Origin of the sequence: Schaalia odontolytica, assembly GCF_005696695.1 — a bacterium.
Taxonomy (GTDB): Bacteria; Actinomycetota; Actinomycetes; order Actinomycetales; family Actinomycetaceae; genus Pauljensenia; species Pauljensenia odontolytica_C.
On sequence record NZ_CP040006.1, the window covers coordinates 233,150 to 248,178 of the forward strand.

At 66.9% G+C, this 15,029-nt stretch carries 11 protein-coding genes; 10 read left to right on the plus strand and 1 reads right to left on the minus strand.

Going from position 1 to position 15,029, the window contains the following annotated elements; all coding sequences use genetic code 11:
- The first annotated feature begins 4 nt into the window (after positions 1 to 4).
- The 7 genes from narI to FBF35_RS10470 all read left to right on the plus strand — a co-directional run bounded on the left by narI (position 5) and on the right by FBF35_RS10470 (position 6,457).
- Positions 5 to 781: a respiratory nitrate reductase subunit gamma gene (gene narI / locus FBF35_RS01065; RefSeq protein ID WP_060566210.1), complete on the plus strand. Its 777-nt coding sequence runs from the start codon at positions 5 to 7 to the stop codon at positions 779 to 781.
- Between the two features lie 301 nt (positions 782 to 1,082).
- Entirely contained in the window at positions 1,083 to 2,078 is a 996-nt protein-coding gene (locus FBF35_RS01070) for a MoaD/ThiS family protein (RefSeq protein WP_060566211.1), read from the plus strand.
- Positions 2,079 to 2,179: 101 nt separating this feature from the next.
- A complete protein-coding gene (locus tag FBF35_RS01075; RefSeq protein WP_060566212.1) occupies positions 2,180 to 2,599 on the plus strand; it encodes a molybdenum cofactor biosynthesis protein MoaE in 420 nt (139 codons plus the stop codon).
- A gap of 1 nt (position 2,600) precedes the next feature.
- Positions 2,601 to 3,425 carry a HesA/MoeB/ThiF family protein gene (locus tag FBF35_RS01080; RefSeq protein WP_060566213.1) on the plus strand — a complete coding sequence of 275 codons (825 nt, stop codon included), beginning with the start codon at positions 2,601 to 2,603 and terminating at the stop codon, positions 3,423 to 3,425.
- Between the two features lie 5 nt (positions 3,426 to 3,430).
- A complete protein-coding gene (locus FBF35_RS01085) occupies positions 3,431 to 4,048 on the plus strand; it encodes a molybdenum cofactor guanylyltransferase (protein WP_241772529.1) in 618 nt (205 codons plus the stop codon).
- Positions 4,049 to 4,123: 75 nt separating this feature from the next.
- Positions 4,124 to 6,181: a cell wall-binding protein gene (locus FBF35_RS01090; protein ID WP_060566215.1), complete on the plus strand. Its 2,058-nt coding sequence runs from the start codon at positions 4,124 to 4,126 to the stop codon at positions 6,179 to 6,181.
- A gap of 111 nt (positions 6,182 to 6,292) precedes the next feature.
- Positions 6,293 to 6,457 carry a hypothetical protein gene (locus FBF35_RS10470; RefSeq protein WP_157843481.1) on the plus strand — a complete coding sequence of 55 codons (165 nt, stop codon included), beginning with the start codon at positions 6,293 to 6,295 and terminating at the stop codon, positions 6,455 to 6,457.
- Positions 6,458 to 6,537: 80 nt separating this feature from the next.
- Here the strand turns inward: FBF35_RS10470 and FBF35_RS01095 are convergent, their stop codons facing one another.
- Complete coding sequence (locus FBF35_RS01095) at positions 6,538 to 7,050, minus strand: molybdopterin-binding protein (protein ID WP_060566216.1); 513 nt, start codon at positions 7,048 to 7,050, stop codon at positions 6,538 to 6,540.
- A gap of 348 nt (positions 7,051 to 7,398) precedes the next feature.
- Here FBF35_RS01095 and modA point away from each other — a divergent pair, with 348 nt between their 5' ends.
- The 3 genes from modA to FBF35_RS01115 all read left to right on the plus strand — a co-directional run bounded on the left by modA (position 7,399) and on the right by FBF35_RS01115 (position 14,966).
- Complete coding sequence (gene modA / locus FBF35_RS01100) at positions 7,399 to 8,193, plus strand: molybdate ABC transporter substrate-binding protein (protein WP_060566217.1); 795 nt, start codon at positions 7,399 to 7,401, stop codon at positions 8,191 to 8,193.
- Between the two features lie 9 nt (positions 8,194 to 8,202).
- Positions 8,203 to 10,182: an ABC transporter permease gene (locus tag FBF35_RS01105; protein WP_060566218.1), complete on the plus strand. Its 1,980-nt coding sequence runs from the start codon at positions 8,203 to 8,205 to the stop codon at positions 10,180 to 10,182.
- Positions 10,183 to 10,400: 218 nt separating this feature from the next.
- Positions 10,401 to 14,966: an acyl-CoA dehydratase activase-related protein gene (locus FBF35_RS01115; RefSeq protein WP_060566219.1), complete on the plus strand. Its 4,566-nt coding sequence runs from the start codon at positions 10,401 to 10,403 to the stop codon at positions 14,964 to 14,966.
- The last annotated feature ends 63 nt before the right edge of the window (positions 14,967 to 15,029 follow it).

Below are 15,029 nucleotides of genomic sequence, written 5' to 3' on the forward strand. Positions count from 1 at the left end.
GTTCATGGAATCCGCACTTTTGCATGCCGCGTCTGCAGCCGAGACGCAGTCGCTGTCCTTCCTGGACATTGCCCTGTGGGTGGTCCTGCCCTACGTGTCCTTCGCGATCCTCATCGTGGGCCTCGCGTGGCGCTACAAGACGGACCAGTACGGCTGGACGTCTCGTTCCTCGCAGTGGAATGAGCCGACCATCCTGCGCTGGGCGTCGCCGCTGTTCCACTTCGGTGTTCTCTTCGTGTTCATGGGCCACATCCTCGGCCTTGTGATCCCGAAGACGTGGACCGAGGCGGCCGGCGTGCCCCAGCACGTGTACCACCTGATGGCCACGATCCCCGGTACGATCGCCGGAATCATGACGATCGTCGGCCTCGCGATGCTGATCTACCGCCGTCTGGTGTACAAGTCGGTGCGCGTGGCGACGACCCGCATGGATATCGTCACCTACGTCATGCTGACCATTCCGGTGCTCCTGGGCGGCGCGGCGACGCTGCTGAACCAGGTGCTCGGTGGGCACGAGGGCTACGACTACCGCGAGACGATCTCCGTCTGGTTCCGGTCGATCTTCTACCTGCACCCGCAGGCGCATCTGATGGTCGACGTGCCCCTCAGCTTCAAGCTGCACATCGTCGCTGGCCTGCTGCTCTTCTGCGTGTGGCCGTTCACCCGCCTCGTGCACGCGGTGAGCGCGCCGGTCGGCTACGTGGCGCGTCCCCCGGTGGTCTACCGTGCGCGCGACGAGCGCCGCGAGCACCAGCTGACGCGCGGCGGTATGTCGGACTGATCGATGGCCGTGCCCGTCGCGGTCCCTCGCTCCTTGGCGAGGCCGTGGCGTGGTGATCGGCAGGGGCGGGGGCGAGCGCAGGCTCGCCCCCGCGTCTTTATCGTGGTCCCCGCGTTCTCACCTGTATGAATAGAGCGATAGACCCCGCGTAATGCGACCGACTGCTGGTATTGGCCGTGCGGGTGGCTGTCTGTGATGGGTAGAATAAAGCGCGCTTTGTTAGTAACGTAACAGCTTTAATGCCGTATGGAGATGCCTATGAAGGGCATTTCCGCTGATTATGAGGGAGAGAGGATACGTCATGAGTGATACCTCCCGTGCTCGGCCTCTGGCTGAAACACTCGCCGCAATGGCAGCGTTGACCCCTGCGCAGCACGCGCTCTTGGAACGCATCTCGCACCACGCGACGCCCGTGACCGTGGCGGAGTTGGCTCAGGAAGCTGGCTTGCACGTCTCGAGCGTGCGCGAGACCCTTGAGGGCCTGTTCGCCCTTGGCCTCGTGGAAAAGCAGCAGCTCCCCTCATCCGGCCGTGGCCGCCCCGCGCTGGGCTATTCGACGATGACCCCGGCGGACCCCTCGTTTGCGGCGCAGATGCTGCACCAGCTCACCTCGTCGCTGCTGGCCTGGCTGCGCGTTGACGCGGCCGACCCGGCGGCTTCCGTGCGTGAGATCGGCTCGCGCTGGGCGGACGCCGCCCTCGAGACGATGGCGGTGCCTGATCACAGCCACAATGCGAACCGTCGCCCCGTGCGCGACACCTTCAACATCGCGTCGCACCTGGGCAAGGTGCGCCTGTTCATGAACGCCATGGGTTTTGCGTCCGTCCCGCACGACACTGATCCGATGGCGGTCGTCCTGACGGCATGCCCGTTCACCGAGCCGGGCACCCCCGATGACCTGGCCCTCGAGCTGCGCCGCGGCATCGTCGAGCGAGTCTTCGAGCGGACGGCGACCGGCTTTGCCACCTGGTCACTGGAGAGCGATCCCGAGGATCCTCTGCGCCTGACGGTCTATATTCGACGGCTCGACGAGGCGAACCCGAAGCCGCTGTCGACGACCCTTCACTTCTTCGGTGGAGCGGCCGAGGCTGCCGGTGGGTACATGCGAGAACTGCCCTCCGATGAGACCCCCGCGACCCTGGGTGAACTCATCGATCAGCTCAGCTCAGAGAGCCCTGAGCTGGAGCGAATCCTCGCTGTGTCGAGCTACCTGGTCAACGAGCGCTCCGCTCGTCTGGATGCCGAGCTTGCGCCCGGCGCGCGCGTCGACGTGCTGCCTCCGTTCGCCGGCGGGTGAGATTTTTTAGTCATTTGTGTGGGGCGGTCAGGGTTGTAAGACAATCCTGACCGCTCCCTCGTAAGATGGAGGGGAAGGCATTCCCGTCCCTGGAGGATCCCATGTCAGCTGAGATTGCAACCGGCATCACCGATGAGCCGCTGGATACTGGCGCGCTGATTGATAGCGCACGTCGGGATACGTGTGGTGCTGTGGCTTCCTTTATTGGGGTTGTGCGTAACCATGATGGTGGGGAGAGCGTGGACGCGATCGAGTATTCCTCGCACCCTTCGTCGCAGCAGATTCTGCGGGACATCGTCATGGAGTTCAAGGATCGTCCGGGTGTGCATTGCATCGTTGCGTGGCACCGCGTGGGGCATCTGGAGATCGGCGAGGATGCGATGGTCGTCGCCGTCGCTGCAGAGCATCGCGCGCAGGCATTCCGTGCGGTCGAGGCCATTGTCGAGGAAGTGAAGGCGAAGCTCCCGATCTGGAAGAAGCAGGAATTGACTGACGGTTCGCACAACTGGTCGGGTCTGTGAGATGACGATCGGCGATCCTTATTCCCGTGATGCGGCCGTTTCGGGTCGCACCGTCGCGCTTCCGCTGATCAATCAGCCCGTCCCGTACGAGGCCGGGGATCCTGCGCTGGAGCGTTTCCGTCGCAATTGGCTGGTGTCCGGTATTGGCGAGGCCGGTCAGGCGCGCCTGGCAGCCGCGCGCGTGCTCGTGGTGGGCGCGGGCGGCCTCGGCTCGCCCGTCCTCCTGTACCTGACGGCGGCGGGCATCGGCACGATCGGTATCTGCGATTCCGACGTGGTCGAGGTGTCGAATCTTCAGCGTCAGCTCCTGCATGGCGAGGGTGATGTGGGGGATCCGAAGCCGGATTCTGCGGTGCGTCACCTGAGCGGACTGAACTCCTCGGTGCGCTTTGAGCGCTACGGGCACGTGACCCGCGAGTGGCTGGACGAGCATGGCCGTGAGTGGGACCTGATCGTCGAGTGCACGGATAGCTTTGACTCGAAGTACCTCGTGGCGGACTACTGCGCGGATTCTGGTGTTCCGCTGGTGTGGGGCACGGTCGTGTCGATGGCCTTCCAGGTGAGCGTGTTCTGGTCTGCGGCACCGGCTCCCGTGCCGTCTCTGACGCTGCGGAGCCTGCACCCGGTCAAGCCTGCCCCCGGGACGACCCCGGCCTCGCCGAAGGTTGGCGTGCTCGGTCCCGTGGTCGGTCAGGCGGGCACCGCGATGGCGACGGAGGCAATCAAGCTGCTGGTGGGCTTTGGTGAGCCGCTGATCGGGCGCGTCCTCATGACGGATGCGGCGACGCAGCGCGCCGACGTGCTGACCTTCGCCCCGTGGGACTGAGTCCCGTGGCTGCCCCGCGCGCTGACGTCGCTGCGATCGTCGTCGGCGGCGGTGGGGGAGAGCGCCTGGGTGGCGTCTCCAAGCCTGACCTGACGCTGGGTGGCGTGCGCTTGATCGACCGCGTCTGCGGGGTCTTGACGGAGGCGTGCAGTGCGGGTTGCGTGGCTGTCGTGCCGCCCAGTGTACGCGTCCCGGATGGCGTCGCACGCACCCTCGAGGATCCGCCAAGCGGCGGCCCGCTGGCCGGTATCGACGCCGGCCTGCGTGCGCTGAGCGTCGGCGACGACGTCCTCGTCGTGGTTGTTTCCGTCGATGCTCCCGGCGTGGGTGCTTTCCTGCCCGCCCTCCTTGAGCCCGCGTTAGGTGAGAGTAGCGACGGGCGTATCGTGCGCGGTGGCGATCCGGAGCCTTTTGACCAGTACCTGATGGGCGTCTACCGCGCTGGCGCGCTGCGCCGCGTCCTCGACGAGGCCGTGGCCGCCCTCGGGTCGGTCCGTGGCGTGGGGGTTCGTCGGGTGCTGCGCGCCCTTGACGTCGAGCGGGTGAGCGTGGGCGCTGACGTCTGCAGGGACATCGATACCCCTGAGGATGTGGCCTGGTGGGAGACATTTCTGAGCAACTGATTTGTCAGTAACGCGCTTTTGGGTGTAGGTTTAGCTAGTAAGCATCTAGTGACCCATCCCACTCAAGGCGTGCTCATGAATCTTCGTCACGGACAACTGTGGCAGCGACTCGGACTGGCCGTACTGTCAGGCATTCTCGTCGCCTCCCTCGCTCCTGCCACTGCCGCCGCTCCGACAGATGGCCAGAACATGCATGGCGACATGGAGTCTACCGACCTCGATGCGTCGAGCTCCGACTCCGGCGTTTCCGCCCCCGACACCGCGCAGGACCGTGCGGCCTCGGACGGTGCTGATGCTTCCGATGCCGCCGAATCCGCGGATTCCGCAGACGAGGCCACGGCCTCGTCCGAGGAAGAAAGCACGGACGGCGTCGACGCGCAGGTCTACACTTTCCCCGGCACGGATGGCCCCACCCGCATTCATGTTCTAACGACGACGGGTTCGGCGGACGCCATCCTACTCGAGTCGCGCGGCGTCTTCGCCATGATCGACGGAGCCGAGGGGGTCGGCGCCCCCGACGGCAAGGATCCGCGTTACCCCCTGCGCGAGGGAGTCGTTAATGCCGCGCTCGGAGATACCGACTGGGTACTCGGCTATATGTCCAACCATGGCGTCACCTCCTCGAACCTCGCGTTCTACCTGGGCACGCACGCCCACTCCGACCACATCGACAACGCGGATGAGATCATCAAGAAGTTCCGCCCGAAGGTCATTCTCAGCCCCGAGTATTCCGACGAGTGGATTACGGATAAGTCCCGCCTGTGGGACAACCAGTGGATCTACGACAACATGATGGCGGCCGCGCGATGGGCTCAGGGCGCGTACGGAGCCTCGATCGTGCAGAACATCAAGGACTACAACACCCACATCACGCTGGGTGATATGGATGTCCAGATCATCCCCACGGATCCGGCTGAAAACTACAAGAAGACCGGCGTGCGCGATGCAAACCTCATCGCATATACCGCGAAGGTGAGCGCCTTCGGGCATTCCGCCTACCTGGCCGCCGACCTGGAGGCTGGTGGAGGTTACGAGGACCGCATAGCCCCGATCGTTGGGCATGTTGACATGCTCAAGGCCGGTCACCATGGCCTGCCGACCTCTAACTCGAGTGCCTTCATGAAGGCGCTGAGCCCCTCCATGATCGCCCAGACCGGGCCGGAGTGGTACATCCCCGACAATCTGACTGAGAGCGTCATTCATGGCGACTCATCGTGGGTGCCGCTGATGGATCTGTGGTCCAGTGCGCACATTCCCTCGCTCATCGCAACTTTCGGCCCTTCCGGCATTTCGTACAACGATCTGTCCTACGCTTCCTGGGGGCATGAGTACGGCCTGGAAAGTCCGCGCGCCTGGTGGTTCAAGGGCGGCCGACCCGCGGCTACGACCGGCTGGTGGAAGGGAAGCAGCGGCAACTGGTACTACTTCGCCGGCAAGCCCTCCGCCGAGGCCAGTACCTGGGTGTATGACGGCGGCCAGTGGTACTGGATGGATTACTCCGGGGCGATGGCATCCTCGGGGCTGGTCGACACGGGTAAAGGCCTCTACTATCTCGACTCTGCGGGGCACCCTTCCGGTAATGGGTGGATGCAGATTAAAGGCAAGTGGTACTACCTACACGACGGACGCGCCCATAACGGTTGGCTGTACGACGGCGGCTCCTGGTACTGGCTCGATGGACGCACGGGCGATATGGCCACCGGCTGGACGAGCGTTCAGGGATCCTGGTACTACATGCGTTCTTCGGGCGCGATGGTCACCGGGTGGCTGGACGGCGGCGGCACCTGGTACTACCTGAGCGCCAGTGGTGTGATGGTGACCGGATGGCTGTACGACAACGGCTCCTGGTACTACTTCGGCAGCGAGGGAATGATGGCCCTCGGCTGGTTCTCGGATGGAAGCGCTGTGTACTACGCGGCACCCTCCGGTGCGATGGCGACCGGCTGGCTCTACTCGAACGGCTCCTGGTACTACCTGGGCTTGAGCGGCGCTCGGGCAACAGGCTGGGTTCTGGATGGTGGTGCGTGGTACTACCTGTCGTATGACGGGCGGATGGTCACCGGTCGGAACTATATCGATGGGCGCTTCTCGGTCTTTACTGACTCCGGCGTCTGGGTGGGGTACACCTTCTGAGTGAGCCCCGGCGAGCATCCTCACAAAGCGCCGCCCGTCGCGTATTGACGCAGATGGGCGGCGTTTGCCCGTTGTAGTGTGAGGGGGCAGATCCTGAGCGAAAGGCCACTCATGACGTTCCTTCGTGCCCGCATCGCAGCGGTCCTGACGATGACCGTCGCGGCCGCCGTGGCCTCGGTCTCGGCGTTGTTGCGCCGCGGCCTCGTTCGTTTCTGGTGTCCGGGGGCGGCGGCCCGCCCGCGAGATCGCCACACTCGAGCCTACGGCTCGGAGTGATCGATCAGATGCCCGGCCAGGCCTCGCCGCCGCCCCCGGACACTAACGAGCCGAGGCCTCGTTCCTTGCTGCTTGTTGGGTCAGCGCTGCTCGTCGAGCTGGTGGAAGATCGCGGGGAGCAGGGGCGTGACCACCTCGAGGGTGTCGAGCGCGCCGCCTCGCGAGCCGGGAGAGGAGATGATGAGCGCGCCCGAGGCGTCGCGCGCCGTCATGCCGACCACCTCGCGGGACAGGCCTGACAGGGGAGTGTTGCTCAGGCCGTGGGCACGGATCTGCTCGGCGATGCCGGGGATCTCGACCTCGATGATCGAGCGGACGATCTCGGGCGCGTAGTTGCCCACGCCGAAACCCGAGCCACCCAGGACCAGGATGAAGCGCGCGCCGGCCTCGAGCGCGTCGCGAATCTCCGTCTCGAGGATGTCGGCGCTCTCGGGGATCGCTGCGACCGTCACGGGACCCAGGCCGGCTTCGACTAGCGCCGCTGTGCAGGCAGGGGTCGCCCGGTCCTCCTTCGTGCCGCGCTGGATGCGGTCGGAATAGGTGATGACGTGGGCGCTGATCTGGCTGAGGTCGTAGTCGACAGGCTTGGGCATGGTGTCCTCCGAGGTGTGGTGACGTGCTGGTGACTGTGATCCTAGTCCCTTCCTGCTGTGGAGGCGGGGCTGAGGGCAGGCGTGAGCGTGAGGTGATTTTGTGTGCGCGTCGCCCGAGGGAAAAGGGGCCTCCGGACGTCTGAGTGCGCTGATGCGCGACTGAAGCGGCCTGCGGATGGCGGCTCACCCCGTTTTATGATGGGTGAAAACAAGTTAAATAACTTTCTGGCTTTCCCCGGTATTAAAAGCAAAAGTAACAATTTGGGTGCGCTCTTGCGAAGCGTTGCGTGCTTGCTGCGCCCCTTGTTAGATTTAACGCGTTCGATTCCCTCTCAAAAGGAGATATGAGTGCGTTCCCTCCGCATCCTCCCCGCCATCGGCGCCGCCGCCCTGGCACTCGCCGCCTGCACGGGCGGCTCCACCCCCGCCGACTCCACGGCCTCGGCCGAGGCGACGCAGCCCGCCGAGACCACCGTCCTTAACGTCTACGCCGCCGCCTCCCTCACCGAGACCTTCGGTGAACTCGAGAAGACCTTCGAGGAAGCCAACCCCGGCGTGGACGTACGCTTCAACTTCGCGGGCTCCCAGGACCTCGTGACCCAGCTCGGCGAAGGGGCGGACGTCGACGTCCTGGCCACCGCCAACGAGTCCACCATGAAGAAGGCCGCCGAGGCCTCGCAGGTCGACGCGCAGACCATCTTCGTCACCAACACCCTCACCCTCATCACGACGCCCGGCAACCCGGCGGGCGTGACCGGCCTCGACTCCTCGCTCGACGGAGTCAAGCTGGTGATCTGTGCGCCCGAGGTCCCCTGCGGCAAGCTCACCAAGACCCTCACCGAGAAGCTCGGCGTGACCCTGAACCCCGTCTCCGAGGAGCAGGCCGTCACCGACGTGCGCGGCAAGGTCTCCTCTGGCCAGGCCGACGCCGGCATCGTCTACAAGACCGACGCCCTCGCCGAGGGCGACGCCGTCGACACCGTCGCCATCCAGGGCGCCGACGAGGCCGTCAACAAGTACCCGATCGCCCTCGTGAGTGCCTCGACCAAGAAGGACCTCGGCCAGAAGTGGATCGACCTGGTTCTGTCCGCCGACGGCCAGAAGATCCTCGAAAACGCCGGATTCACGCCCGCCGCGAAGTAACATCGACGCGTGAAGTCACGCAGGACACCCGCCGTCAGCCCCCTGCCCGTCTGGGCGGGGGGCCTCGGTGCGCTCGCCCTGTGCTTCCTGATCCTGCCCCTGGCCTTCATGCTGGGGCGCGTCAACTGGGCCACCCTCGGCACGACCCTCGCGACGCCGGAGGCGGCCTCGGCCCTGGGCCTCTCGCTGCGCACGTGCGCCATCGCGCTCGGCGTGGACCTCCTCCTCGGCATCCCCGCGGCCCTCGTGCTGTCCCGTTCGTGGCGGGGCGTGCGCGCCGCCCGTATTCTCGTCGCCCTGCCGCTCTCGCTGCCGCCCGTCGTCGCGGGCATCGCGCTGCTCGCTGCCTTCGGCAGGCGCTCGGCCCTCGGCGCGCTCCTCAGCGGCGTCGGCCTCGACATCGCCTTCACGACAACCGCCGTCGTCATCGCCCAGGTCTTCGTTTCCCTGCCCTTCCTCATCGTCACCCTCGAGTCCGCGCTGCGCGCCCGCGAGCAGGGGCTCGACGAGATGGCCTCCTCCCTGGGGGCCTCGCCCACGCGCGTGTTCTGGCAGATCACCCTGCCGACGGTCCTGCCCGGCCTTGGGCGTGGCGCCGCCCTCGCGCTGGCCCGATGCCTCGGCGAGTTCGGTGCGACCCTCACCTTCGCGGGGTCCATGCAGGGCGTCACCCGCACGATGCCCCTCCAGATCTACCTGGCCCGAGAGTCCGACGCGGACCTGGCCCTCGCGCTCGGCGTGGTCCTCCTCGGCGTCGCAGCCGCCGTCGTCGCGCTCACGGAAACCCCGTGGGGACGCCTCGCCTCGCTCCTTCGATCGACGAGGCCCGGGCACGCTTCCGCTGATTCGTCCGCTCGCTCCTCCGAGGCCCCCGCCGCGCTCGCGAGCCAGGCCGGCGAGGGCGTGGCCGTGCGCGTCGCCGGAACCGTGGCGGCGCGCGGATGGGACGTGGACGCGGAGCTTCGCCCCGGCCTCGTCACCGCCGTCGTCGGTCACAACGGCGCGGGAAAGTCGACGCTCGCCCAGGTGATCGCCGGGACCCTGCGCGTGGATAGTGGGACCGTCAGCATCGGCGATCGAGTCGTCGACGACGCCGCCACGTTTGTGCCCGCGCGCCGCCGCGGTGTTGCCCTGGTTTCCCAGGCACCCCGCATCTTCACCCACATGAGCGTGCTCGCCAACGTCGCTTTCCCCCTGCGCGTGCGCGGGGCGGGGCGCGCCGAGGCCCGGGCCGCCGCCCTCGAACAGCTGCGCGCCGTGGGGATCGCCGACCTCGCGAACAAGCGCGCCTCCGACCTGTCCGGCGGCCAGGCGGCCCGCGTCGCGATCGCTCGCGCCCTCGTCTTCCGCCCCGAGGTCCTCATCCTCGACGAGCCCACGGCCGCCCTCGACGTCGAGGCCACCGCCCAGGTCTCCGCCGTCCTGCGCGAGCGCCTGGCGGGCGCCGGCATCACGACGCTGCTGGTCTCCCACGACATCGCCGAGGTCCTCTCCCTCGCCTCTCACATGATCGTCATGGGGGAGGGGCGCATCGTCGAAGAAGGCGAACCCGCCCGCGTGCTCGCCTCGCCTGCGTCGGTGTTCGCGGCCCGCCTGGCCGGACTCAATATCGTGAGTGGGCCTCCTGTGGCGCGTCCCGGCATGGTCGGCGTGCGCGTCGGCGACGGAGCGCTGTGGGCGGCTTCCGACAGCGTTGCCCCTGGCGAGGAGCCGGCACGCGTCGCCCTCACCTTCCCGCCCGAGGCCGTGGCCCTGTCCCGCGAGGAGGCCCACGCCTCGCCTCGTTCCGTCCTGCCCGGCGTCGTCGCGGGCATCGACGTTGACGGCTCCCTCGTCAGCGTGCGCGTCGCGCTCGCGGAGGGTGTGTCGGTGAGCGCCCGCGTCACTGCCGCCGCATGGTCCGAGCTGGGCCTCGGCGTCGGCGAGGGCCTGTGGGCGAGCGTGAAGGCCACCCAGGTCCGCGCGATCTGCGTCGCGCCGACCTCCTGATCGTTTCACTGTCTGACGGTGGCGCGAATTTTGTTACGCTTCATATGTTGTAATTCTTGGTTTTCGCATGAGCGGGATCCGCACCCCCAAAATGCGGAGCACAGCCTATTTTCGCGGTTATTCTGCGGTTTTAATCGCCGCGTACCAGCAGTCGGTGGACAGCTTTGACTCTGCGTGAGGGGTTTCCTAAGTTGTGGTGAGAACCCAGGAGGTACCTCATGACAACACAGGGTCACCACGAGGCAAAGCGCCCCTATCAGCTCGGCATCGACGTCGGCTCGACGACGGTCAAGGCCGTCGTTTTGGATGGAAATCGCCGTCTTTTCTCCGACTACCGACGCCACAACGCAGACGTGCGCGCATCTCTGGGAGCCCTCCTCGCCGACGTCGAGCGCGCCCTGCCCGGCGCCCGCGTCCACGCGGCCATCACCGGATCCGGCGGCCTGACGACCGCCCGCGCCATGGGCATCCCCTTCGTCCAGGAGGTCATTGCGGGTACCGAGGCCACCCAGCGCCTCCACCCCGAGGTCGACGTCGTTATCGAGCTGGGCGGCGAGGACGCCAAGCTCACCTACCTGCACCCCACCCCCGAGCAGCGCATGAACGGCACGTGCGCGGGCGGAACTGGCGCGTTCATCGACCAGATGGCGACCCTCCTGCACACGGACGCCGCGGGCCTGGGCGAGATGGCGACCCGCCACACCCAGCTCTACCCGATCGCCTCGCGCTGTGGCGTCTTCGCCAAGTCCGACATCCAGCCCCTCATCAACCAGGGCGCCGCCCACGAGGACCTGGCCGCCTCCATCTTCAACGCCGTCGCCACCCAGACTATCGCCGGCCTGGCGTGCGGGCGCCCGATCCGCGGAACCGTCATGTTCCTCGGCGGCCCCCTGCACTTCCTGCCCGCCCTGCGCGAGGCCTACAAGGCCCTCCTGCCCAAGGCCGACTCCTTCGTCACCCCCGACGACGCCCAGCTCTACGTCGCGATCGGTGCGGCCCTCCTCGCCGAGAAGGAGGCCGCCAAGAAAGCCCGCCAGGCCGAGGAAGCGGGCGCCACCTCCGTCGACTCCCGCGGTGAGAAGCTCACTACCCTCATGGAGCGCCTCGCCGCCGCCCCCGTGCAGGTCGAGTCCCCGCGCATGGACCCCCTCTTCGCCACCCCCGAGGACCGCGAGGAGTTCATGGCCCGCCACAGCCTCGACGTCATCCCCAAGGCCAGCCTCGACGAGGCCGAGGGCCGCTGCTGGCTCGGCATCGACGCGGGCTCCACGACGATCAAGGCCGTCGTCATCGACTCCCAGGACCGCATCGTCTTCACCCACTACGCCTCCAACGAGGGCGACCCCGTGGCCGCGGCCGTCGACATCGTGCGCGCCGTCCGCTCGGCTCTGCCGCAGGGGTGCGAGATCGGCCGCTCGTGCGCGACCGGCTACGGCGAGGGCCTCGTCAAGTCCGCCCTCACCATGGACGAGGGCGAGATTGAGACGATGGCGCACTACCGCGCCGCCGAGTTCATCTGCCCCGGCGTCACCTCCGTCATCGACATCGGCGGCCAGGACATGAAGTACCTGCGCATCCGCGACCACGCGGTGGACTCCATTTCCGTCAATGAGGCCTGCTCCTCGGGCTGCGGCTCCTTCCTGCAGACCTTCGCGCAGACGATGGGCACCGACGTACGCTCCTTCGCGCGCATGGCCATGGAGTCCGAATCTCCCGTGGACCTGGGCACCCGCTGCACGGTGTTCATGAACTCCTCCGTCAAGCAGGCGCAGAAGGAAGGCGCGGACGTGCGCGACATCAGCGCCGGCCTCTCCTACTCCGTCGTGCGCAACGCCCTCTACAAGGTCATCAAGCTCAAGGAGCCCTCGGACCTGGGTGAGCGCGTCGTCGTCCAGGGCGGCACATTCCTCAACGACTCGGTGCTGCGCGCCTTCGAGCTGCTCACCGGCCGCGAGGTCGTGCGCCCTGACATTGCGGGCCTCATGGGGGCGTACGGAGCCGCCCTGACCGCGCGCATGCACGACACGGGTGAGGGGACCTCGACGCTCGCGACGATCGAGGCCCTCGAGGGCTTCAGCGTGGACACGACGCGCAAGACCTGCCGCCTGTGCCAGAACCACTGCCAGATGACCATCTCAACGTTCTCCAACGGCGAGCGCCACGTGTCGGGCAACCGCTGCGAGCGTGGCGCATCCCTGGAGCGCGTGCCGAAGAAGTCGGACCTGCCCAACCTCTACGACTGGAAGTACAAGAGGATCTTCGGATACCGCCGCCTCACTGAGAAAAAGGCGTTCCGCGGCGACATCGGCATCCCGCGCGTGCTCGGCATGTACGAGAACTACCCGTTCTGGTTCACGATGCTGACCGAGCTCGGCTTCCGCGTCATGATCTCGGGCCGCTCCAACCACGACCTCTTCGAGACCGGCATGGAGTCCATCCCCTCGGAGAACGTGTGCTACCCGGCCAAGCTGGTCCACGGACACATCGAGTCCCTGCTGGACAAGGGCATCACGACGATCTTCTACCCCTGCGTCGACTTCGAGCAGAAGCTCACCGAGTCCGAAAACTCCTTCAACTGCCCCATCGTGGCGACCTACCCCGAGGTCATCCGCAACAACATGGAGCGCCTCTTGGAGCCGGGCACAAAGTTCATCAGCCCCTTCGTCAACTTCGGCAACCGCGAGTATCTGCCCGCCCACCTGTCCAAGACCTTCAAGGAATACGGCTACGACATCCCGGTCGAGGAGATGAAGGCCGCCCTGGACAAGGCCTGGGAGGAGGACGCCGCCGTCAAGGCCGAGATTCGCGCGAAGGGTGTCGAAACCATCGAGTGGATGCGGGAGCACGGCGTGCGCGGCATCGTGCTCGCGGGCCGCCCCTACCACCTCGACCCCGAGATCAACCACGGCATCCCCGAGGTCATCGTCGGCCTGGGCATGGCCGTCCTCACCGAGGACTCCATCATCGACGCGCGCCTCGAGCGCCCCCTGCGCGTCCTCGACCAGTGGTCCTACCACTCGCGCCTCTACGAGGCCGCCGCCCGCGTCGGCGACGAGCCCGACCTTGAGATGGTTCAGCTCAACTCCTTCGGCTGCGGCGTCGACGCAATCACCGCCGACCAGGTCCAGGAGATCCTCGAAGGCCGCGGCGACGTGCACACCGTCCTCAAGATCGACGAGGTCTCCAACCTGGGCGCCGCCAAGATCCGCCTGCGTTCCCTCGACGCGGCGATCACCGAGCGCGCCTCCCTCGCCTCCGCGATCGACGAGGCCGGGGCCGGGGACGGTACGGACGGCGCGGAACTGGCCCCCGCCTCGTCCGTGGGCCTGGTGTCGGGTTCCGTCGACACCGCCACCCTGCGCGACCCCTCCGGTGACGCAGCCCGCGAGGAGGAGGCCGGGCACATTCAGCCCCGCGCCGTCTTCACCGAGGAGATGCGCGAGGCTGGATACGAGATCCTCGCGCCCCAGATGTCCCCGATCCACTTCCGCTTCCTCACCCCGCTGTTCGCGAGCGCGGGCCTGAAGGTGCGCGTCCTGGAGCACACGAGTCGCACCTCTATGGAGGTCGGACTCAAATACGTCAACAACGACTCGTGCTACCCGGCGATTGTCGTCATCGGCCAGCTCCTCGACGAGTTCATCTCCGGGCGCGCCGACCCCGACCGCACGGCCGTGGGCATCACGCAGACGGGCGGCATGTGCCGCGCCAGCAACTACGCGGCCCTTCTACGTAAGGGCCTGCGCGACGCCGGATACCCGCAGGTCCCCGTCATCGCCCTGTCCGTTCAGGGCTTCGAGGACAACCCGGGCTTCCGCCTGGGCGTCACCCACATCCACAAGGCCATCCAGGCCTTCGTCATCGGCGACGCCATCCAGTCGATGCTCCTGCGCGTGCGCCCCTACGAGGCCACGCCCGGCTCCGCGATGGACCTGTACCGCACGTGGGACGGCTACGTCCAGGAGTGGATCACCTCGGGACGTGTGGCGGCTCTCGGTGGGCGCGTCTCCTACGGAAAGATCATCCGCGAGTGCGTGCGCGCCTTCGACGCCCTGCCCCTGCGCGATATCCCGCGCAAGCCGCGCGTCGGCCTGGTTGGCGAAATCCTCGTGAAATTCCACCCCGACGCCAACAATCACGCCGTTGATGTCATCGAGGCCGAGGGCTGCGAGGCCGAACTGCCCGGCCTCATGCAGTTCTTCCACAACTCCGTGGCCACCGCCGCGTGGGACAAGGAGAACCTGGGCATCGAGGGTAAGCAGCGCTACATCATGCCGATCGTTTTGTGGGCACTCAAGAAGTACGAGAAGCCCGTGCACCGCGCGTTTGCCGCGACGAACGGCAAGTTCGAGGCGCACCGGCCCATCGAAGAGATGATCGAGCGCTCCCAGGACATCGCGCGCCTGGGCAACCAGGCCGGCGAAGGCTGGTACCTGACCGCCGAAATGGTCGACATGATCGAACACGGCTGCCCGAACATCATCTGCGCCCAGCCCTTTGCGTGCCTGCCCAACCACGTCGTCGGCAAGGGTATGTTCCGCGCGCTGCGCACACGCTACCCCGAGGCCAACATCGTGGCCGTCGACTACGACCCGGGTGCCTCCGAGGTCAACCAGCTCAATCGCATCAAGCTCATGCTGGCCACCGCCCTGCAGGACCCCCAGGCGCGCGATGGCGACGTGCTGCAGCTCGTCGACGCCGAAGAACCGGCGTCATGCGGCGGATCCGGCTCGGTCATGCTCGGCATGCCGACCATCCCGAGCAGGCGGGCGGCCTTCCGCTGACCCAGCCGTGACGCCGAGAGGGGGACGGAGCACGCAGGCTCCGTCCCCCTTCGCGTGTGCACC